This is a genomic window from Aquamicrobium zhengzhouense (genome assembly GCF_016124105.1).
GTDB classification, from domain to species: domain Bacteria; phylum Pseudomonadota; class Alphaproteobacteria; order Rhizobiales; family Rhizobiaceae; genus Aerobium; species Aerobium zhengzhouense.
Genome location: NZ_JADGMQ010000007.1, coordinates 91,004 through 109,999, shown reverse-complemented (window position 1 = coordinate 109,999; position 18,996 = coordinate 91,004). Strand labels below are relative to the sequence as shown.

Below are 18,996 nucleotides of genomic sequence, written 5' to 3'. Positions count from 1 at the left end.
CCCCGCTGACAGGGAACCGCAGCGAGATCATCAGCCCTTCTTGTCTGCCGCCGCTTCTCCATTGTCGGCGTCAAGCGCACGTGGCCGCCCTCGACCCAGACCGCCTTCGGCGCGCGCGCCAAGATAGTTCCACAGATCTTCAATGTGGCTCATCACGCGCATGTCTTCGCCAAAGGATGGCATCACCATTCCCGGCTGCAAGGAGCGGCCACCGGCGATGGTCTGCGCAAAATCTTCGAAAGTGCGGCGCTGGACAGCCCTCACAAGGCTTGGGGCAAAACTGGAGCCGAGACCGTCCGGGCCGTGGCAGGCCATGCATGAGCCGCCATAAATGTTGTAACCCGTCAGGGTGCTCTCATCGACTTTCTTGCCGTCTACAACCGTGTAATTGAACTTGCTTTCGGCGCTGTCTTCTTCCTGAGCAGCGGCGAAATTGATGCCGATGGCCAGCGCTGAGAATATAGCGACGCCAAACAGGGCGGTTTTTTTCATACTTTGGGCTTTCATCGAAAACTGTTCGCAGTGTCACGAAATGGCCGAAGGCAGGCCGCATGAAGCGGCCTGCCTGGCTTTCGGTTTAGCTTTCCGGAAGAGCAAAGAGCGTGAGAACGCCACCGAGATTGGTGTAGTCGGACAGCTGCCCGAAGACGCCAACCGCGCCGAGACCTTCGTCGGACTCCGTCAGGCCAGCGGCCAGACCGATACCTGCCCAGCCTCCGACGCCCGAGAGAACGCCGATATACTGACGGCCTTCATGCTGGAACGTGTTGACGTTGCCGATGACGCCCGACGGGGTCTTGAAGCTCCAAAGCTCCTTGCCAGTTTCCTGGTCGACTGCCTTCACGTAGCCTTCGAGCGTTCCGTAGAAGGCAACGTCGCCACCCGTGGTCAGCGCACCACTCCAAACTGCGAACGGCTCGTCGATCTCCCAGACGGTCTTCATCTCGACCGGATCCCAGGCAATGAAGCTGCCCAGACCGCCATGGCCGCCCAACTCAGTCGGAGACGGATGCATGGCCAGGGTCGCGCCGACGTAAGGCTGACCGGCAACATATTCGACTTCCCATGGCTCATAGTCCATGCAGATGCGGTTGATGCCGGCGTAGATCAGACCCGTCTTCTGCGAATAGGAAGATGGCTGCATGTTCTTGGCACCCATCGCGGTCGGGCAGATGCCAGTGGTGTTTACGTCTACGCCCTGAGTGAAGGTGCTGAACTTCGGATCAAGCACCGGACGACCGGTCTCAAGATCATAGCTCGTCGCCCAGTTGGTCTCCGGAGCAAACTTCTCGATCTTGATCGGCACGCCCGTTTCACGATCGATCAGGAATGCGAAGCCGGTGCGGTCGATGATGTGGAGCGCCTTGCGCTGCTCACCGTCGATCTCCAGATCAACGAGGACGTTTTCGTTGACGCCGTCATAGTCCCACTCGTCAAACGGAACCTTCTGGTAGACCCACTTGACCTGGCCGGTATCTGCGTCACGGGCCATCACCGAAATCGACCACAGATTGTCGGCAGGTTTCCCGTCGACCGCGCGCTGCGCCGGGTTCCAGCTGCCCGGGTTACCGGTCCCATAATAGATCAGGTTCAGATCCGGGTCATAGGTGATCCAGCCCCATGGGGCGCCACCACCCAGCTTCCACTCGCCTTCAGGCCAGGTGGACACGCCCTTGTCGGCTTCGCCAATCGGCTTGCCCATCATCGTGGTGGTGTTCGGATCGAGCAGCACCTCGGAGTCCGGGCCCTGTGAATAGCCGCGCCATTCCATTTCGCCGGTTTCAATGTTGTACGCGGTCATGTGCGCACGCACGCCATATTCACCGCCGGAGATGCCGACGATGACCTTGTCACCAACGACGAGCGGAGACATGGTCTGGGTTTCGCCAATGGTGTGATCGGCGTTCTGAACGCTCCAGAGAACCTCGCCATTGTCCGCGTTGAGCGCAACGAGTTCGCCAGCCGCCTGTGCAATGAAGATCTTGCCGTCAGCGTAGGCGACACCGCGGTTGACGGTATCACAGCACATCACCGCAATTGCGCGCGGGTCCTGATCCGGCTCGTACTTCCACAGCATGCGCCCGGTGTCGATATCGAGCGCAAAAACCTTGTTCGGGAACGGCGTATGAATGAAGATGCGGCCATCGCCGATGTAGAGCGGGCCGCCTTCGTGACCGCGCAGCACGCCGGTCGAAAACTGCCAGGCGACCTGAAGGTTACCGACGTTGTCCTTGTTGATTTGATCGAGCTCGCTGTATCGCTGGCCCTGGTAATTGCCGAGCTGCGTCGGCCAAAGATCAGGATTTTTCTGCAGTTCCAGCAGACCGTCATTTGCATAGGCGCAGGTCGCAGCGAGCAATCCTGCCGTAGCAGAAAGCACGGTAGAAAATTTCATTTCTCATCCTCCCAAGACGCTGACCTTCAGAAGCCGATCGGAGAGGCTGTCGGCGCGTAGGACCAGCCAAGTCGTGCGCAAAAAGGTGTACGCGGCGAAAGACTGACGCTGCAGGAAGTGGTTGTCGATAGCACCTTGGTACAACGCGCGAGCATAGATCCTGTCGTTCCGCCCGTCGCGCATGTATTCGCAGCGCAGCATTTTATATTGCGGCGCATCATTAATCGATTTTAATAGCCCGCACCGAAATATTTCGGTTCGTGTTGCGCGTTTCGTCTCGATTGATATGATCGACGACGGGGGAATACATCATTGTTAATTGGGAGGTAGGGCATTGTTGGTGCTGATTGTCGACGATCACCCGATTGTCTGTTCAGCCCTGGAAGCGACGCTGACGAACGCGCTCTCGTGCCGGGTGATGTATGCACATTCTGCGGCGGAAGCGCTCAAGACTGTCGAGCTGCTGCCAGACATCGATCTTGTCCTTCTGGATCTGAAGCTTCCCGACGTCGAAGGCTTCGACGGGCTTTCCCAGCTGCGTAAGCAGGCTCCGAAGCTGCCCATCCTCGTCATTTCCGGCCTGGAAGACGGAAGGATCGTTCAGTTCGTGCGCGGCTATGGCGCTATGGGCTTCATCAGCAAAAAGGCGAGCGCGGCAGAGGTCATCAATGCGGTGCGCAAGGTGCTGGCTGGTGATACAGCGTTCCCGGAAATGCCGGACGACGGATCAGCGCACGACAGTAACCGGGTACCAAAGCTCATCTGTCGTCTGACGCCGCAACAGCTGACCGTTCTTTCAATGCTTGGCGAAGGCAAGCTCAACAAGCAGATCGCCTATGAGCTTTCGATCAGCGAATCGACGGTAAAGGCGCATGTCTCGGCGATCCTTGGCAAGCTGGAGGTATCGTCGCGCACCCAAGCCGTGCTGATCGCGCAAGGCGGCATGTTCAACAACGCGCCGCACTTCGCCGCCGCAGAGTAAGGCCCGCTCAAAGCTCCAGATGAAGGAGATAGGCGCGCAACTGTGCCGGCTTTAGCGGCTTTGAGAAGTACTCGATGTTGTTGGCCTTGGCGCGCTCCTGAATCTCTCGCGACTGCTCTGCAGTTACCAGGGCCGCCGGTATGTCCATCTTCAGATCGTTCCGCAGGCGCACAACCGCGTCGATGCCATCGACATCTTCATCCAGATGAAGATCGGCGATGATCATCTTCGGCATGATCCCGGTCCCGAGGACAGCACCGAGCATTCTGGAATAGGAGGGAGCAACGATACTGCGGTGGCGCCACTGATCGAAAAGCATGCCCATTGCCCCCGCAACGGCTTCGTCGTTCTCCAGAATCAGCATGTAACGATCATCGCCCGGCGTGGTGGCGAGCCTGACAGGGGCATCGTCATTTGCGCCGTCCAGAGCGTTCCAGCGCGTGTGAAGCTGGCCCGACGGCACCGAAAGGATGAACCTTGATCCGCGCCCAACGGCGGAATGAACCGAAAGCTTGCAGCCCAGCAATGAGGCAGCCCGCCTGGCCGTCGCCAACCCGAGGCCGAGCCCCGGTGGCTGGACACCGGTTGGCTGTCGCAACCTGCGGAATTCTTCGAAGACCACGGCCTGATCTTCAATGGCGATGCCCGGACCGTTGTCGATGATCTCGACGGTAATTCCAGCCTTCCGATGGCGCACGCCGACGAGAACCCGCCCTCCCCGGTCGGAATATTTGATCGCATTGCTGAGAAGGTTCTGAACGATGCTGCGCAGCAGCCGCGTGTCGGAATAGATCGATACCGATGAAGGCACGACGCGAAGCTCGACGCCCTTCTGGCGCGCCTGTGCTGAAAATTCGGTCTGCAGGGTGTCGAAGAGATCTCCCAGCGAGACCAGCGACAGCTTGGTGCGATAGCCGCCGGCGTCCATCTTCGAGATCTCGAGCAGCGCATTCAGCAGCGTTTCGATCGAAGCAAACGACTTGGCGATGTTATCGATCAGCTCCCGGCCGCCCGGTTCGACATAGGGCGACGTTTCAAGCGCCGACAGATACAGCCGTGCGGAGTTCAGTGGCTGGAGAAGGTCGTGGCTCGCAGCGGCGAGGAAGCGCGTCTTGCTGAGATTCGCCGCTTCCGCCGTTGCCCGCATCCGCTCAAGGTCCGCCGTCGTTTCACGATGTCGGCGAACCTCGTCCTGCAGCACACCGTTCAGCTTGAGCAGCTGTTGTGTCCGCTGCTCGACGTGGATTTCGAGCTGCTCCTTGCTCTGTTCCAAGAGGCGCGCGGCGCGCAATTGCTTGGAAACGTCGGTCATCGTCACGACGAAGCCGTCATGGGGCATGTCGCGGAAGTTGAGGACAACGCAGCGATCGCCGGGGAAAATCAGTTCGACGCGCAATGGCGTGCGGCTGTTCTTGTCGCTGATCCAGCTGCGGACTTCCTGACGCAACTTGGCCGGCAGGGCAGCGCGCTGCGCCCAGACCTTTCGCAAAAGCTCGCCAACGCTCTGGCCGGGCTGCACCTCGAAATAGGGCACCTTCAACAGCGTTGCCGCCTGCGAATTCCAGGTGACCAGCCGCGATTGCTGGTCAAACACCGCAACGCCGTGGGCAACGCTCGCCACCGTGCGCGCCAGAAGGCCGGCAGGCCCGCTCATCCCTTCAAGCTGGCTTTCCTCCAGCCGCTTGAAGTGGGTGATGTCGCTCACGGTCGTTACATGGCCGCCATCATCGGTGCGCCGGTCGCTGATCTGGATCCAGCGACCGTCGCTCAGCATCTGCTGGAACTGGCCATTTTCGCGGCCATGCAGTTCCTGGCGCATGGCAATCCACGCTTCAGGGTCTGTGACGGCTTCCGCAATCACACCGGTTTCCGCGGCTGCGCGGATCAGATCCGCAAACCGTGTGCCCGAATGCAGCAGAAGCCCGAGCTCCGGGAAGATGGCCCGGTAGTGCCGGTTGCACAGGACGATCCGGTCTTCAGCGTCGTAGAGGATGAAGCCTTCTGCGATCGCATCCACGGCTTGCTGGAGCTGGCGGCGGGCGATCTTGGCCTCGCTCACCGCCCGGGCGAGCTTCTTGATGCGCCGCTCCACGCCGGTCTCGACGTCGATGACGGGCTGCACCAGCATATAGCCTGCGCGACCGAGGTCGTTCTCGCCGTCCGCGCGTTGCATCAGCGCGTCGCGGATGGTGCGCAGCTTGTGGTTCTCGCGTTGCAGCGCCTCAAGCTGCTGGGATAACCCTAATTCGTCTCTTCCATCGAATGACGCGGTCATCATGCGCGTCCAATCGCTAGGCCGGTCAGTGTCTGGCTGAGGTGCAGAAACTGGAATTGCTCTCCGTAGGTGCTGAAGCCAACCATGCCGTATCGATCAAATATGTCCAGAAGATCGGGCTTGATGCCCCGGCGTTCGGCTTCAAGCCGTCTGAGGATGCAGTCGAAGCAGACGACCCCTTCAAGTCCGCCCAGCCGCTCGTTGAGGCGGTCCATGTTCTCAATGAGATTGTCTCGCATGTCCTCGGGCTCGGCCAGGGTGAGCACGCTGCCTGTGTCGATGGCGCAGTAGAAGTGCAGCGCTCCCTGCGCATCGACCTTCTGGACAGCGCGGATGTGGTAGTCGCCGCCTATTCGCACGAGAAGCGGATGTCCGGCATAAACCTCGGGGGTGAGTTCAGAAACTGGAATGCCGATCAGTCGGGCATATTCCTCCGCCGCCGGCTCCGCATCCAGCGTCTGAACTACGCGCAGTTCCGGATCTGCCGACGTTACCACCACCCGACGCGCGGTCGGCCGAAAATGCTCGATCTTGAAGACCTCGATCCGGCGACGCGAGGCGCCTATCGCCACAAGGGCAGCACCTTCAAGGACCGCGCCGCGGTAAAAGATCTGGGTCGCATCGAAGTTGAGATTGTCGCCCGCCGATGCGCCAAAGATCGGCACTTCCTCAAGTGCCGTATAGGCGCTCGCGGCCACCTGCTCTTCGCGGCGCGCAAGGCCGTCGAGGAGGAGCATGGCAAAAAAGTTCTCCTGCTCCGGCTCGCTCTTGCGCAATAGCTGAAGATAGGCGTTCTCGATCGCTTCACGCGCATCCACCGCTGAGAACTCATGCAGGTCTGTCAGAAGGCAGGTTTCAAAGCTGAACTCCTCGCTGTCGAAAGCGATGAGAACTGCACCTTCGGCATGGTAAAGCTCGGGGGCAAGGCTTCCCGCTGTGGTGCAGCCGACGAGGATGGCGTTTGGATAGGCCGCCGCAAGCGGCTTGACGATCTCGTCGGCGGGCAGGTGGGATGAGACGAAGACGGCCAGGAGCGAGGGATTGTCGCAACCGGCAATGCCCGACATCAGATCCTTCAAAATCTGTGAAGGTTCGCTTGCGGCAGACCACCCTCGCGCCAGGACTGCTGGTCTGGTGGCAGTACCCTCATCTGCATCGGACATGCCCGTTACTTTCAACATCACTGCGATCGCAACCCTCAGAAGCTCGCCTGGCTCATCCGCCTATGATCGAAAGACCCGAATGCCGGGGGATCAGCCCGTCATCCTCGGCGTGATTAAGCCCTGCGAGCGAACTGGACCCGCCGGTCAATCCGCCGAAAGCGTATGAAGATAGGCAATGATATCCGCCATGCGCTTGTCATCCCGAATTCCGGCGAAAGCCATCTTCGTTCCGGCGATCTTGTCGCGGGGTTTGGCCAGGAACTCCGCCATGGTTGCATCGTCCCAAGTCAGCCCTGAATCGCGCATGGCCGGCGAATAATCGTAGCCCTCGGCGGCCCCGGCGGGCTTGCCCATGATGGCGTGCAGCGAAGGCCCGACCCGATGCTTGCCCTCGTCAATGCTGTGGCAGGCGACACACTGCGCGAATGCTCGCTTTCCCTTCGCGGGATCACCTTCCGCGTGCACTCCGCCGGTCAAGAACATGATCCCCACTGCAGCGGATACAAACGTACGAATGCGCATAATTCCTCCTCGTCGCCAAGCTCGCGGCAAATAACCGCCTGCTACAGCAGTTCTTGCAAATCCTCATAAGACTCAAAATTCGACAAAAGTGCCAGTCGAGGAGACGCCAACATTTTGAGCTCATGCGACGTAAGTTCAATTTAACCCGAACGCGGCCAGTGGAATGATCCTGCTGTAGCCATCTAGTCCATGAGTTACGTCACCGATTGATCGGAGGGATCAGACATGACTGTACTGGCCAAAGGCGGATGTCGATGCGATACAAATCCTGTTCGTTTCAGTTACAACAAGGCTCCGGCTGAAGTTCATTATTGCCTGTGCACGGACTGCACCGATATTTCGGGTGGCGCCGTTGCCCTGATTGCCGTGGTCGAGCGAAGCGCGTTCACGATTACCCAGGGCGAAGACAAGATCGCCAATTATGATACCAAGCCAACCTGCCACCGCCGCTTCTGCCAAGATTGCGGCTGTCACATGTTCCTCTATGTAGATGCTTTCCCCGATCACCTGCTGATCCACGTTCCGACACTGGATCGAGATAGCGATGTTGGCGTGAAGCCGGATCGCTGGGTGTTCGTCAATTCGAAGCATCCGCTTGTGACAATTCCGGATGATGGACTGCCTCGCCATCCGGGCTGGGCCGCCAGCGGCGATCCCGTCGCGGCCTGACAAGACGCGCTCCCGAGCCAAGACCACGGGGCCGACGAGATTTTAGCGGTGCATCCGCTTGATCCGTCGGCCCCCGCGCAGAGCATCCTTCAATGGTACTATTCCCCCGAGGAGCTGCCACAAATAGAGTGGCGGAAAGGCTCGTGCATGATACGGGATCAGGGGAGGATACGATGCGCCTGAAACTCTTTGTTGGGGCCATAGCGCTTACAGCCCTTATGACGGCTTCCGTTGCCGCGGCTGAAAGAACCATCCGAATCGGCATACTTCAATTTGGCACCGCCAGTTGGGAGCTGGATACGATCCAGCGCAACAAGCTCGATCAAAAGCATGACATCGAGCTGGACATTGTTCCCTTGGCTGGCACCCAGGCGACGACCATTGCGCTTCAGTCCGGCGAAGTTGACCTGATCGTCTCCGATTGGCTCTGGGTGTCGCGCCAGCGTGCCGAAGGCCAGGATTTCACGTTCGTGCCCTTCTCCTCATCAGTCGGCGCAATCATGGTGCCGGCAGATTCCGACATCGCTGCACTTGGCGATCTGCGCGGCAAAAAGATTGCCGTTGCGGGCGGTCCGCTCGACAAGGGCTGGCTGCTGCTGCGCGGCCTCGCCGAGCGGGAATACGATCTGGATCTGAGCGGCGAAAACGAGGTGCTGTTCGGTGCTCCCCCGCTTCTCGTGCAAAAAGCACTGCAAGGGGAAGTCGACGCAATCCTGAACTACTGGCATCACAGCGCGCGGCTTGAAGCGGCCGGTTTCAAGCGCATAATCGACTCCAATGAGGGTGCGATCGCTCTCGGCGCGAAAGGTCCGATATCGGCCATCGGCTACGTTTTCGACGAGAAATGGGCGGACGCCAACAAGGATCTCGCCATTTCCTTCTTCGAGGCAGCACGGGACGCCAAGGAGATCCTCGCAACCTCCGATGAGGAATGGGAGCAGTTGCGCGAGATGACCGGCGCCGAAAACGATGCCGAGCTTGCCGCTTTGCGCGACCGGTTTCGCGAGGGCATTCCCACGCGCCCGCTAAGTGAAGAGGTCGAGGACACCGCTACGGTTTATGCGCTTCTGGCGGAGCTCGGTGGCGAGGAGCTGGTCGGGCCGTCAAAGACGATGGCACCTGGAACGTTCTGGACGGTTCTTGTCGACGGCTTCTGACCGTGCGCACAAAACTGTCGTCCCAGTCGCGGGTTTATCTCCCGGTCCTGTCGACCCTCGGCTTCCTGTTGATCTGGGCGCTGGCTGCATTTCTGGCGGATTCAAGGACCGTTCCGAGCCCCCTCGCCGTTGCAAGCTTCATTGTTTCGGAAGCTTCATCCGGACCGCTTTTTCATCATCTCGGCGCGACCCTTGCCAGGGTTCTCGCTGCCTTCATCATTGCCATGTTGATTGGCTCGGCCATTGGCATCGCCATGGGCCGCAGCCGCAGCGCCAACCAATTGCTTGACCCCTGGCTAGTGCTCACGATCAACATGCCAGCCTTGGTGATGATCGTCCTTTGCTACATCTGGATCGGCCTGACCGAGACAGCCGCCATCACTGCCGTTGCCCTGAACAAGATCCCGAATGTCGTCGTGACGCTTCGCGAAGGGGCAAGGTCGCTTGACCCGAAGCTGATGGAGATGGCGCAAGTCTTCCGGTTTTCCCGCTTTCGTGTCGCGTGGAATGTCGTCTTGCCGCAATTGCAGCCCTATCTTGCCGCCGCAGGCCGCTCCGGGCTCGCGCTCATCTGGAAGATCGTCCTGGTGGTCGAGTTTTTGGGGCGGTCGAACGGCGTCGGCTTCCAGATCCACCTTTATTTCCAACTCTTCAATGTGACGGCGATCCTTGGATACGCCTTCGCATTCGTGATCGTCATGCTCGTGATCGAGTACGCAATGGTGCAGCCTCTTGAAAACCGTCTTAACATCTGGCGCAAGCGGCCTGCTTGACCTCAAGATCAGCAGCAAATCCTTCACGTCAGCCGATGGCCGGACGACGGAGGTGCTGCGCGACGTCACATTCAACCTCGCGGCGGGATCCTTCACCTGCCTCATCGGCCCGTCCGGCATCGGCAAGACGACAACATTGCGCATCCTGATGGGCCTTGAGCGCGATTTCGAGGGCTGGGTGAATATTGGTAACGGAGAGAAGCGCATCGCGGCGGTGTTCCAGGAGCCAAGGCTGCTGCCTTGGCAGACGGTGGAACAAAACATCACCCTTGCTCTGCCAAAGGGGGAGCAGGCTGACGATCTAACCGGACTTTTGACGACGCTGGGTCTAGAAACAATCACGCAGCGCTATCCCGGCGAACTGTCGCTGGGCATGGAGCGGCGGGTGGCGCTTGCGCGTGCTTTCGCGGTGAAGCCGTCGATCCTTTTTCTGGACGAGCCGTTCGTTTCGCTCGACGAGCATACGGCGAGCCGCCTGCGCAACCAGCTGCTTCAGCTTTGCGAAGCTCACAAAGTGACGGTCCTCATGGTCACGCATAATGTCCGCGAGGCCGCGCAGATGGCTGACCGGTTGCTGCTGATGAACGGGCAGCCGGCTCGCGTCATTGCCGAGGTGGACGTACCGCTCCCGCGAAGCCAGCGAACTGCAAGCGCGATCACGCCCTTCATCGAGGAGATGAGCAGAAGATACCCCGAGACGATCCAGAGCTAGGCGACCTCAGCCTGCCCACGCCTCATCAACCTTTGAAATCTCATTTCGCAGTTTTTGGATCAACCAGCTGGTGGCAGGCCCCGGCGCGTAAGAGTTGCGACGCAACACATAGATCGGATATTCCGCCGCTTTATACGCATCAAGATCAAGGGCAACCAGCCGCCCCGAGGAAAGGTCCTCACGAACGAGGGAGATGGGCAGGCCGCCCCAGCCGAGCCCGCCTCGGATAAGCTGATGCTTGGTCGCAATGTCGCCGACGCGCCATGTCCTGTAGGAATGAACGTTAAAGTCGCGGCCTTTGGTCAGACCACTTGAATCCATCACGACAATCTGAACTTCTTCACGCACATCCCTGATCGTCAATGGGCGTCCGAGCTTTACCAGCGGATGGTCTCCGGCCGCGACCGGCACCATGACGGATTCGCCGATCTTCTCGGAAAAAACCCGGTCGTCCTGGAGGAGCAGCGATCCGCTGAAGCCAACATCCGCCAAGCCATTGCGCACCCAGTCATTCACCATGCCAAGTTCGCCAACGGTCAAATTCAGCGAGACCGACGGGAAGCTTTCGCGAAAGGCGCGCAGCGTAACGACCACCGCGTCGGATGGCACCATGACGCTGATGGCGAGCGAGATTTCCGCTTCGACGCCGCTCTTGATGCTGTTCACCTTTGCCCGCAACGCTTCAAGGTCGGCGATCAGGCGACGTGCATCCGTCAGCAGCGCCTCACCCGCCTGCGTCAGCTTTGGCTGGCGCGCACCCTTGCGGTCGAAGAGCTCCACCTGAAGCTGGGCTTCAAGGTTGGCAATCGTATAGCTGATCACTGATTGCGCGCGGTTGAGGGCGCGGGCAGCGGAGGAAAAGCTGCCGGTTTCCGCCACCTTCAGAAAGACCTGAAGCTGGTCGAGGGTCGGATTTGCGTCCAATCAATCCATCCAGATTTTCGATATAATCCTTCGATCTTTTACAGGTTTTCCTGATGGATCACCACGACTATCTAGGGCTGGTCGGGGGCCCTGCCCCCTCCCCAATTCAAGGAAGTACCCATGTCCTCCATCTTGCTCATCACCTCCAGCCCCCGTGGCAATGAGTCGGTCTCCACCAAGGTCGCGACCGACCTTGCCGAGAGCCTGAAGTCGAACAGCGGCGCGTCAATCGTTCACCGCGATCTTGGCAAGTCACCGATCCGCCATCTCGACGAAGTCACCACCGCAGCTATTCGCAAGCCTGCAGAAGAGCGCACCAACGAAGAACAGGCTGCTGCCGAACATTCCGACCTTCTGGTCTCAGAGTTGCTGGCAGCTGACACGGTTATCATCGGCACCGGCCTCATCAACTTCAACATCTACTCCACGCTGAAAAGCTGGATCGACAATGTGGCGCGCGCCGGCCAGACGTTCCGCTACACTGAAGAAGGTCCGATCGGACTGGCAAGCGGCAAGAAGGTCTACCTCATCGTTGCTGCCGGCGGCATCTACTCCAGCGGCGCTGCGACCAGCATGGACCACGCCGTGCCCTATCTGAAGACCGTCCTCGGCTTCATGGGCATGACCGACATCGAAGTCATCTATGTCGAAGGCATCGCCTTTGGGGCCGAGGCAGCGGAAAAGGCCATCGCCGCAGCCCAGCAGCGCACCAAAGAATTGGCTCTGGCCGCTTAATTCATTAGCCAGCGATTGCTGCCGCTTTGTCCCAGGCGGCAGCGATCGACAGAAGATTCAGCTCCAGGAACCCTCCTGAACGCTGATCTTTCAGGGCGCGTTTATATCTTCGCCCCGACGCGCGGCTTCGATCGTGGCGACATCGATCTTCTTCATGTCCATCATCGCATCGAAGGCGCGCTTTGCCTCGTCACCTCCAGCCGCCATTGCCTCAGTCAGTGCGCGCGGTGTGATCTGCCAGGAAATTCCCCATCTATCCTTGCACCAGCCACACACACTTTCCTCGCCACCATTGTTGACGATCGCGTTCCAGTAGCGATCCGTTTCCTCCTGATCGTCGGTTGCGATCTGGAACGAGACGGCCTCGCTGTGCTTGAAGATGGGACCGCCGTTTAGGCCGATGCAGGGAATGCCGGCGACGGTGAATTCGACCGTCAGCACCTCGCCTGCCTTTCCCGCCGGAAAGTCGCTCGGCGCGCGGTGGACCGCACCTAGAGAACTGTCAGGAAACGTACTGACATAGAAGCGGGCCGCCGCTTCAGCTTCCTTGTCGAACCACAGGCATATGGTGTTCTTGGCTGTTTTCATCGCACCGTTTCCTTCTTGATCAGGATCGATAGCGAAGCGCGCAACGTTTTCGCGCCGGCGCCTGCACATTTCTAAAGCGCAGATGGCAGGCGCATGTTCCCGGCGTCGACCGGATTACGTCGGAGTTCAGAGCGCTCGTCAGCGGATGTGACGTCTCCCGGATGCGTCAGCTTGAGAGCGCGTAGATGGCGATATCGACCATGTCGCGTCTCACCATTCCCCAGTCCTCGAACGAGGTTTTTGCGATCGGCTGATGCACGATCTTTGCCACCCCATAATGGCGTTCATCTTTCTCGATCGACGCGTAGAGAGAACCCACCGCTTCGGCGGGGCCTTCCAGAATCTGGCAGATCCGCTGGCCGTCGATAGCGAGCAAGCCGGTGATAGTGTTCGCCTTGTTGAAACGGGCCGCATCAGCAACCATCGCATCAATTTCGGCAGCGGGCAGTACGGTGCGCAGGGTCGAGACGTAGCTCAGTCGAATCAAGTTGTCGTGCATGGGAAAGCCCTTGTGGATTGGCACAGTTCGCACACACAGAAGCAATGCGAAAGGGCTGATCAGCAATGTACTGATATGAAAGTAGCTGTTCCTTGCCTTTCCGGCGGCAATACAAAGGCCCGAACAGAAAAGCTGCCGGTGGCGTTTGCCTCAGATTGCGGGAGGAACATTCCGCCGCCCCTGCGGTTCGACCTCGGAACATCATGTTCAACACGAGATCGGACGTTAGATGAATTTTCAGGATCTGAGCGGTCGACGAACGGTACTTCTGGCCGGCGGAGCGGGCTTTCTAGGCTCCCACTTTTGCGAGGCGCTTCTTGACCGAGGGGACCGCGTCATCTGCGTCGACAGTTTCCTCACCGGCTCGCGCAACAACATCATCAGCTTCGCCAATCATCCGCGCTTTCGCCTGGTACGGCACGACATATGCGAGGTTCTGGAAGTCGAAGAGCCTTTGGATGATGTGATCAATCTGGCCTGCGCCGCATCGCCTCCCCGCTATCAGGCAGATCCGATCCACACCATGATGACCAGCGTGCTCGGCACGCGCAATCTGCTGGATCTGGCGCAGCGGCACGACGCCCGCTTCTTGCAGGCTTCAACCAGCGAGGTCTATGGCGACCCTGAGGTTCATCCGCAGAAGGAAACCTATCTCGGGCACGTCAACTGCACCGGTCCACGCGCCTGCTATGATGAGGGCAAGCGGGCGGCGGAAGCACTTTGCTTCGACTATCTGCGGCTAGGTCGCGTCGATGCGCGGATCGTGCGCATCTTCAACACTTACGGGCCGCGCATGCAGGCCGATGATGGCCGTATCGTCTCCAATCTCGTGAACCAGGCCCTCAACGGTGAAGCGCTTACAATCTATGGCGATGGGGAGCAGACGCGCTCCTTCTGCTATGTCAGCGACCTGATCGAGGGCATGATCCGCCTCCTGCGCATCTCGGAAAATCCGGGTCACCCGGTCAATCTTGGCAATCCGCGTGAGTTCACCATCAACGAACTGGTCAAACTGGTCGCGCGTTACACCGAGCGGAATGTCTCGATCGTCCATATGCCGCTGCCTCAGGACGATCCTCGCATGCGTCGGCCTGACATTACGCGCGCTGTAGAGCTCCTTGGTTGGGAGCCGCAGGTGCATCTGGAGCAAGGCCTGCCGCAGACAATCAACTGGTTTCGGCAGGCAAGCGAAGTCGCGTAGGCGTTACGCGATGCGTTTCTGCAAACCTCGCTCGTCCAGCAGGGCGTCGATAGCAGCAGTGAGTTCGCGCGCACGCCCTTCCCCTGTATGCGTTGCAAGAACGATGCTGCGCGCGGTTTCGGCAATTTCCCTGCTGCGCTCTGCGGAGGTGCGCTGGAGTACGTCGACCACCTGATCGGCCCTGTCGGCAATGAGGATTGCATCACCGTCGGGAAGCAATTCGTCCAGCCCATCCCACCGGTCGCTGATGATCGGTACGCCGCACGCTGCCGCCTCGAACAGCCGGACGCTGGGCGAGTGCCCAAGCTCGATCATGTCGGCACGGGTGACGTTCAGCGTGAAGCGCTGGCGGCTATAGAAGGATGCGTGTTGCGAAGGAGGCAGATGCTCTATCCGCTCCACATTATCGGGCCATTCAATGTCGTCCGGATATTGAGGACCGGCGACAACGAAATTCAGATGCGGCAATTGCCGGGCTGGCTCGAGCAGCAGACGTTCAAGGGCAGGCTGCCGGTCCGGAGTGTAGGTTCCAAGATAGCCAAGATCCCAATGAACCGCGTCGCCCGTTGCAGAATAATGTGCCGGGTCCACCGAGCAATAGAGAGGAACAGCCTTTGCTGCCCCAAAATCTCGCTCCAGTTGCTGAAGGGCGCGCCCGCCAGCGAAGGAAAAGTAGAGATCGAACATTGAAACCTGCCGCCGCGCGAGGAACTCCTCATCCCCTCGCGAAAGCTTTGCAAGCGTCACGGGCGTGTCAATGTCGTAGAAGCCGAAGATGTCGGGCTTCTCGGCAGCGATCATGTCAATGATCATCACGCCTTCCGGAACATATGAACCGACGATCACGGCATCGGCATCCTGGTGTGCCGACAGAAGGCGGCGCAACTCATCAACGTCGCGGTACAGCGTCAGTGTGCAAAAATCCGGATGAGGCAGGTCGCGATGGGCCGCATACCACTCAACGTCGCGCTCGAGGAACACGACCTCATGCCCCAGCGCCCTCAGACCCTTGATCAAGGCACGGTAGGTGGTCGCGTGACCATTTCCCCAGGACGATGACAGGGACAGCCCGACAAAGACGAGCTTGAGGCGCTTTCTCATCCGACGGCCACCTCCCGCTCTTTTTCGAAGAAGCGACGAAAGATCGTGTCAGCCTTCTCTGCCCGCTGCTCATAGGTGTGTTCACGACGCACGCGTTCGAGCGCCTTTTGGCCGACAGCTCGCGCAATATCTGGCGTTAGACCTTGCAGAATGTCCGCAACATCCTTGCCATCTCGCGCTGCGAACACTTCTTCCCCATCCTTCAGAAACAGGTCTAGCCCAACCCAGTCATCCGTGATGAGGCAGGCTCCTGCGCCAGCCGCTTCAAAGACGCGGGTAGCAGGAGAAAAGCCGTTCCTCGCCATGCTTTCGCGGTTGATATTGAGCACCGCCAGCGGCGAGACGTTGAACGCGTTGTGATCCACCGTTCGAACGTGGCCAACCAGATGCACATTGCGCGGCATAACCTTGTCGCCCCATCCCGAGCCACCAAGCAGGAATGCTTTCTGCGGCGCAGCGCGAGCGGCTTCGAAGAAAAACTCATCGACCCGTGCCTCGCGGTCGGGAAGGCGGTTTCCGAGGAAGGAAAGGTCGGCATTGAAACGTGCAGTGGGTGGCACAGGGTGATGCGTATCCGGGTCGAGCGCATTGTAGATTGGGATGCAGTCGCGCGCCCCGAACGCCCGATATCCTTCAATGACCGGTTCACCACCGCCATAGGTCAGGACCATGTCGATCTGACGCAAATCCGTATGAAGCTGATGGTCAGGTTCTGCAGCCAGTTGCTGCAAGGTTGCCGGGGCATCGACATCCCAGAAGATGCGCGCGGCACCCGGCCGCGCATTGCCATAGACGAGGCGGCGGATCGTATCGTCCTCAAAACCTATGCCGCTGGCAACAACCACGATATCTGCGTCAGCCGCATGGCGGGTCACTGCCTGAACAGCCGCTGAGGTTCCGGGATAAACCACCACACGGCACCAGTCCGGCTCATCCATGTCGCGGTTCTGCTGGCGCTCGTAAACGTCAGGCTCGTAGAAGGTAATGTGATAGCCGCGGCGCGACAGTGCATGCAGCAGGCCCCGATAATAGGTCGCCGCCCCGTTCCAATAGGAAGAAAGGAGGCTCGATCCATAGAAGGCGATCTTCATTCTGCAGCTTCCTTTGTTGCTGGGGATCGGGATGGCGGCTGCACCAAGCCGAGAGTTGCGAGGTGCCCCAAAAGCTCTTTCACCCGGTGGCGGCACGTGTGACGGGAAAGAACGGTCTCAAGCCCCGATGCCGCGATCTCCTGCGCGGCGGAAGGCTCATTGAGGAGCATCGCAAGTTGCGCTTCCATCTCACTTCCATTGTTCGCAACCAGAAAATCGGTGCCGGGTCGGAACAGGCTCTCGCTGTCGCGCCATGGCGCGGAAACAAGAGGAATGCTGCATGCGAGCGCTTCAAAGACGCGGATCGTGGGAATGCCGGGCAGAGATTCGACATAGGGCCGGCGCGGGATATGGACCGTTGCCCGGTACCTTGAGAACACCTTCGGCACCTCGGCATTGGCAACCCAGCTGCCGTAGGTGATCCCGGCATCCTTCAACGCTTCGAGGGCATCATCCGGGTAGCGGACGCCGTGGATCTTTGCTGTGAGGCCAAGTTTTTTGACCGGCTCGATCAGGAAATGGTTGATCTCGCGCGTCCGTTCGCCATCGCCCCAATTGCCGATCCAGACAAGGTCGCCCTCCTTCTCCGGATCCGCAAAGGGCCGGAAAAGAGCGGTGTCCGCCGCCTCGTGCCAGGTTACCACCTGACGCCCCCAGCCAGCCCGCAAATATTCTTCCCGCAGCGCCTCACCGAAGGCGAGAACCAGGTCATAATCTCTCAGATCAAACGCCGCGATCTCGGCATTGGCAGAGACCGCGCGGTGGTGCGTATCGTGGAATAGCAGCTTGAACCTGGCGCCCTGCCGTCTCATCAGCCCAATCCGTGCGGCAAGGGCGGGGTCGGTCCATTCATGCACAACAACGACATCGGCGTCAGCCAGAGCTGCGTCATGATCGAAATTCTCGGCGTAGGTGATCGCCTCAAGCTGCGGAAAGTCACCGGCAAAACGCTGCTCGGCTTCCCTGCCTTCATTTGCGACCAGATTGGCCCGGCTCCAGCTGTTCGCTGGTTCAAGCGCAACTGCCTGATGCCCTTCCGCGATCAATTCGCGCATAATCCCGCGCAGGAAATGCGCGTTGCCGTGGTTCCAGTCGGAGACGAGGGAGTGGGTATAGAAGACGAAACGCATCAGGCTCTCCTCGCCATCGGGCTTTTTGCCTCCGCCAGCAGATTCTCGTAAAGAGCCGCCATGGCGCCTGCTTGGCGCTCGGGGCTGTAGGTCAAGGAGCGCGCCAGAGCGCTGCGGCCCATCTCTTGGCGCAGCTCACGATCCCGAGAGAGCCGGGCAAGAACGGTTGCCAGCGCATCCGCGTCATGCGGATCGAAAAACAAAGCACACTCAGCCCATAATTCCCGGTAAGTCGGGATGTCAGCCAAAACGAGGGCTGCGCTTGCCCTCGCCCCTTCAAGGGCCAGAAGGCCGAACGGCTCGTAGATCGACGGCGAAACCACGATAGCCGCGCGCCGCAGCTTATCGATAAGCTCGACGTGGGAAAGCTCGCCCAGCTGGGTGACATTCGACAGGAAAACCTCTCCGCCCGAGGGGCTTCGCGTGCTTCCTGCAACCTTGATCTCCCATGGGCTCAGCGGCGCAGCCATATCGAGGATGCGGGCGTTCTTGCTCTCATCCCACCAGCGCCCTGCGGCAAAGGCATAGGGCTCTTTCGCCGCGCTGTTCAGATCACATGCCATCGCATTGTGAACGATCGACACCTCATCAATCTCGTAACAGGCACGAAGGAGAGCCGCATGGCTCGCGCTTGGGGAGATGATCGCGTCAGCCGCCTCAAACCCCTTCTGGTTGAGTGCCCTCTTCCACTGCCAATCGACAGGCAATGGCTCTGAACGCATTGCCTGCCACCAGGTCACGACACAGGAATGCGACACGGTGACAATCCGGCGACCTGACCGGATCTGCGCTGCCTGAGACGGCAGGTTCAGGTGAAGAAGGTCGATCTGATGCGTGTCGGCAAGCGTCTCAAGCACTTCCCCGACGCCACCGAGTTGATGCTCCGACTCTGCCATCCAGTCGAGCGGCTGCTTCTGCCAGACGATCTCACCGATGCATTCCGCCTCATGTCTTTGCGCAGGGCTCGGTTCGGGGCCGAAGCCGACGAACAGCGTTTCGTAATTCACGGCCTTGAGCGAAGCAGCGAGCTCCATTGCGTAGCGCCAGACGCCTCCGACTGCGTCGACAGTCATCAGAAT

At 59.6% G+C, this 18,996-nt stretch carries 20 protein-coding genes; 7 read left to right on the top strand and 13 right to left on the bottom strand.

What is annotated here, in order from left to right; translation table 11 throughout:
* Positions 1–30: 30 nt before the first annotated feature.
* The 3 genes from IOD40_RS11540 to IOD40_RS19865 form a co-directional block, all read right to left on the bottom strand.
* Positions 31–492 carry a c-type cytochrome gene (locus tag IOD40_RS11540; protein WP_198476684.1) on the bottom strand — a complete coding sequence of 154 codons (462 nt, stop codon included), beginning with the start codon at positions 490–492 and terminating at the stop codon, positions 31–33.
* A gap of 85 nt (positions 493–577) precedes the next feature.
* Positions 578–2,395 (bottom strand): PQQ-dependent dehydrogenase, methanol/ethanol family, encoded by a 1,818-nt coding sequence (locus IOD40_RS11535; RefSeq protein ID WP_198476683.1) that lies wholly within the window; start codon positions 2,393–2,395, stop codon positions 578–580.
* A gap of 3 nt (positions 2,396–2,398) precedes the next feature.
* Complete coding sequence (locus tag IOD40_RS19865; protein ID WP_210336876.1) at positions 2,399–2,596, bottom strand: hypothetical protein; 198 nt, start codon at positions 2,594–2,596, stop codon at positions 2,399–2,401.
* 139 nt (positions 2,597–2,735) lie between these two features.
* Between IOD40_RS19865 and IOD40_RS11530 the strand changes: the two genes are divergently transcribed.
* Positions 2,736–3,377: a response regulator transcription factor gene (locus tag IOD40_RS11530; RefSeq protein WP_325099723.1), complete on the top strand. Its 642-nt coding sequence runs from the start codon at positions 2,736–2,738 to the stop codon at positions 3,375–3,377.
* A 7-nt stretch (positions 3,378–3,384) separates the two neighbouring features.
* On the opposite strand, the gene IOD40_RS11525 is transcribed toward IOD40_RS11530, so the two are convergent.
* The 3 genes from IOD40_RS11525 to IOD40_RS11515 all read right to left on the bottom strand — a co-directional run bounded on the left by IOD40_RS11525 (position 3,385) and on the right by IOD40_RS11515 (position 7,337).
* Positions 3,385–5,652, bottom strand: coding sequence for a hybrid sensor histidine kinase/response regulator (locus IOD40_RS11525; protein WP_210336875.1), 2,268 nt, complete (start codon positions 5,650–5,652; stop codon positions 3,385–3,387).
* Positions 5,652–6,815, bottom strand: coding sequence for an FIST signal transduction protein (locus IOD40_RS11520; RefSeq protein ID WP_210336874.1), 1,164 nt, complete (start codon positions 6,813–6,815; stop codon positions 5,652–5,654). The genes IOD40_RS11525 and IOD40_RS11520 overlap by 1 nt, the downstream gene beginning before the upstream one ends.
* 144 nt (positions 6,816–6,959) lie before the next feature.
* The gene (locus IOD40_RS11515) at positions 6,960–7,337 is read right to left on the bottom strand and encodes a c-type cytochrome (RefSeq protein WP_233713950.1); all 378 of its coding nucleotides are present in this window, start codon (positions 7,335–7,337) and stop codon (positions 6,960–6,962) included.
* Between the two features lie 225 nt (positions 7,338–7,562).
* Between IOD40_RS11515 and IOD40_RS11510 the strand changes: the two genes are divergently transcribed.
* From IOD40_RS11510 to IOD40_RS11495, 4 genes are all read left to right on the top strand, one after another.
* Positions 7,563–8,006 carry a GFA family protein gene (locus IOD40_RS11510; RefSeq protein WP_198476680.1) on the top strand — a complete coding sequence of 148 codons (444 nt, stop codon included), beginning with the start codon at positions 7,563–7,565 and terminating at the stop codon, positions 8,004–8,006.
* 173 nt (positions 8,007–8,179) lie between these two features.
* Positions 8,180–9,163 carry an ABC transporter substrate-binding protein gene (locus IOD40_RS11505; protein WP_198476679.1) on the top strand — a complete coding sequence of 328 codons (984 nt, stop codon included), beginning with the start codon at positions 8,180–8,182 and terminating at the stop codon, positions 9,161–9,163.
* A 2-nt stretch (positions 9,164–9,165) separates the two neighbouring features.
* The gene (locus IOD40_RS11500) at positions 9,166–9,936 is read left to right on the top strand and encodes an ABC transporter permease (RefSeq protein ID WP_407649192.1); all 771 of its coding nucleotides are present in this window, start codon (positions 9,166–9,168) and stop codon (positions 9,934–9,936) included.
* Positions 9,896–10,648 carry an ABC transporter ATP-binding protein gene (locus IOD40_RS11495; protein ID WP_198476678.1) on the top strand — a complete coding sequence of 251 codons (753 nt, stop codon included), beginning with the start codon at positions 9,896–9,898 and terminating at the stop codon, positions 10,646–10,648. The genes IOD40_RS11500 and IOD40_RS11495 overlap by 41 nt, the downstream gene beginning before the upstream one ends.
* Positions 10,649–10,654: 6 nt before the next feature.
* On the opposite strand, the gene IOD40_RS11490 is transcribed toward IOD40_RS11495, so the two are convergent.
* Entirely contained in the window at positions 10,655–11,572 is a 918-nt protein-coding gene (locus tag IOD40_RS11490) for a LysR family transcriptional regulator (RefSeq protein WP_198476677.1), read from the bottom strand.
* Positions 11,573–11,692: 120 nt separating this feature from the next.
* Here IOD40_RS11490 and IOD40_RS11485 point away from each other — a divergent pair, with 120 nt between their 5' ends.
* Positions 11,693–12,307, top strand: coding sequence for an FMN-dependent NADH-azoreductase (locus IOD40_RS11485; protein WP_198476676.1), 615 nt, complete (start codon positions 11,693–11,695; stop codon positions 12,305–12,307).
* Positions 12,308–12,397: 90 nt separating this feature from the next.
* Here IOD40_RS11485 and IOD40_RS11480 read toward each other — a convergent pair whose 3' ends face one another.
* Both IOD40_RS11480 and IOD40_RS11475 read right to left on the bottom strand, forming a co-directional pair.
* Positions 12,398–12,895 (bottom strand): VOC family protein, encoded by a 498-nt coding sequence (locus tag IOD40_RS11480; protein ID WP_198476675.1) that lies wholly within the window; start codon positions 12,893–12,895, stop codon positions 12,398–12,400.
* A gap of 166 nt (positions 12,896–13,061) precedes the next feature.
* Positions 13,062–13,394 (bottom strand): BLUF domain-containing protein, encoded by a 333-nt coding sequence (locus tag IOD40_RS11475; protein WP_198476674.1) that lies wholly within the window; start codon positions 13,392–13,394, stop codon positions 13,062–13,064.
* Positions 13,395–13,623: 229 nt separating this feature from the next.
* Here IOD40_RS11475 and IOD40_RS11470 point away from each other — a divergent pair, with 229 nt between their 5' ends.
* On the top strand, positions 13,624–14,595 hold the full coding sequence (locus IOD40_RS11470; protein ID WP_198476673.1) for a UDP-glucuronic acid decarboxylase family protein: 972 nt from the start codon (positions 13,624–13,626) through the stop codon (positions 14,593–14,595).
* Positions 14,596–14,598: 3 nt separating this feature from the next.
* On the opposite strand, the gene IOD40_RS11465 is transcribed toward IOD40_RS11470, so the two are convergent.
* The 4 genes from IOD40_RS11465 to IOD40_RS11450 are packed head-to-tail and all read right to left on the bottom strand — an operon-like array spanning position 14,599 to position 18,990.
* A complete protein-coding gene (locus tag IOD40_RS11465; protein WP_198476672.1) occupies positions 14,599–15,696 on the bottom strand; it encodes a CgeB family protein in 1,098 nt (365 codons plus the stop codon).
* Positions 15,693–16,787, bottom strand: a complete 1,095-nt coding sequence (locus IOD40_RS11460) for a CgeB family protein (protein ID WP_198476671.1) — start codon at positions 16,785–16,787, stop codon at positions 15,693–15,695. Before IOD40_RS11460 ends, IOD40_RS11465 begins: the two co-directional genes overlap by 4 nt.
* Positions 16,784–17,917 (bottom strand): CgeB family protein, encoded by a 1,134-nt coding sequence (locus IOD40_RS11455; RefSeq protein ID WP_198476670.1) that lies wholly within the window; start codon positions 17,915–17,917, stop codon positions 16,784–16,786. Before IOD40_RS11455 ends, IOD40_RS11460 begins: the two co-directional genes overlap by 4 nt.
* Positions 17,917–18,990 carry a glycosyltransferase family 4 protein gene (locus IOD40_RS11450; protein ID WP_198476779.1) on the bottom strand — a complete coding sequence of 358 codons (1,074 nt, stop codon included), beginning with the start codon at positions 18,988–18,990 and terminating at the stop codon, positions 17,917–17,919. The genes IOD40_RS11455 and IOD40_RS11450 overlap by 1 nt, the downstream gene beginning before the upstream one ends.
* Positions 18,991–18,996: the final 6 nt, after the last annotated feature.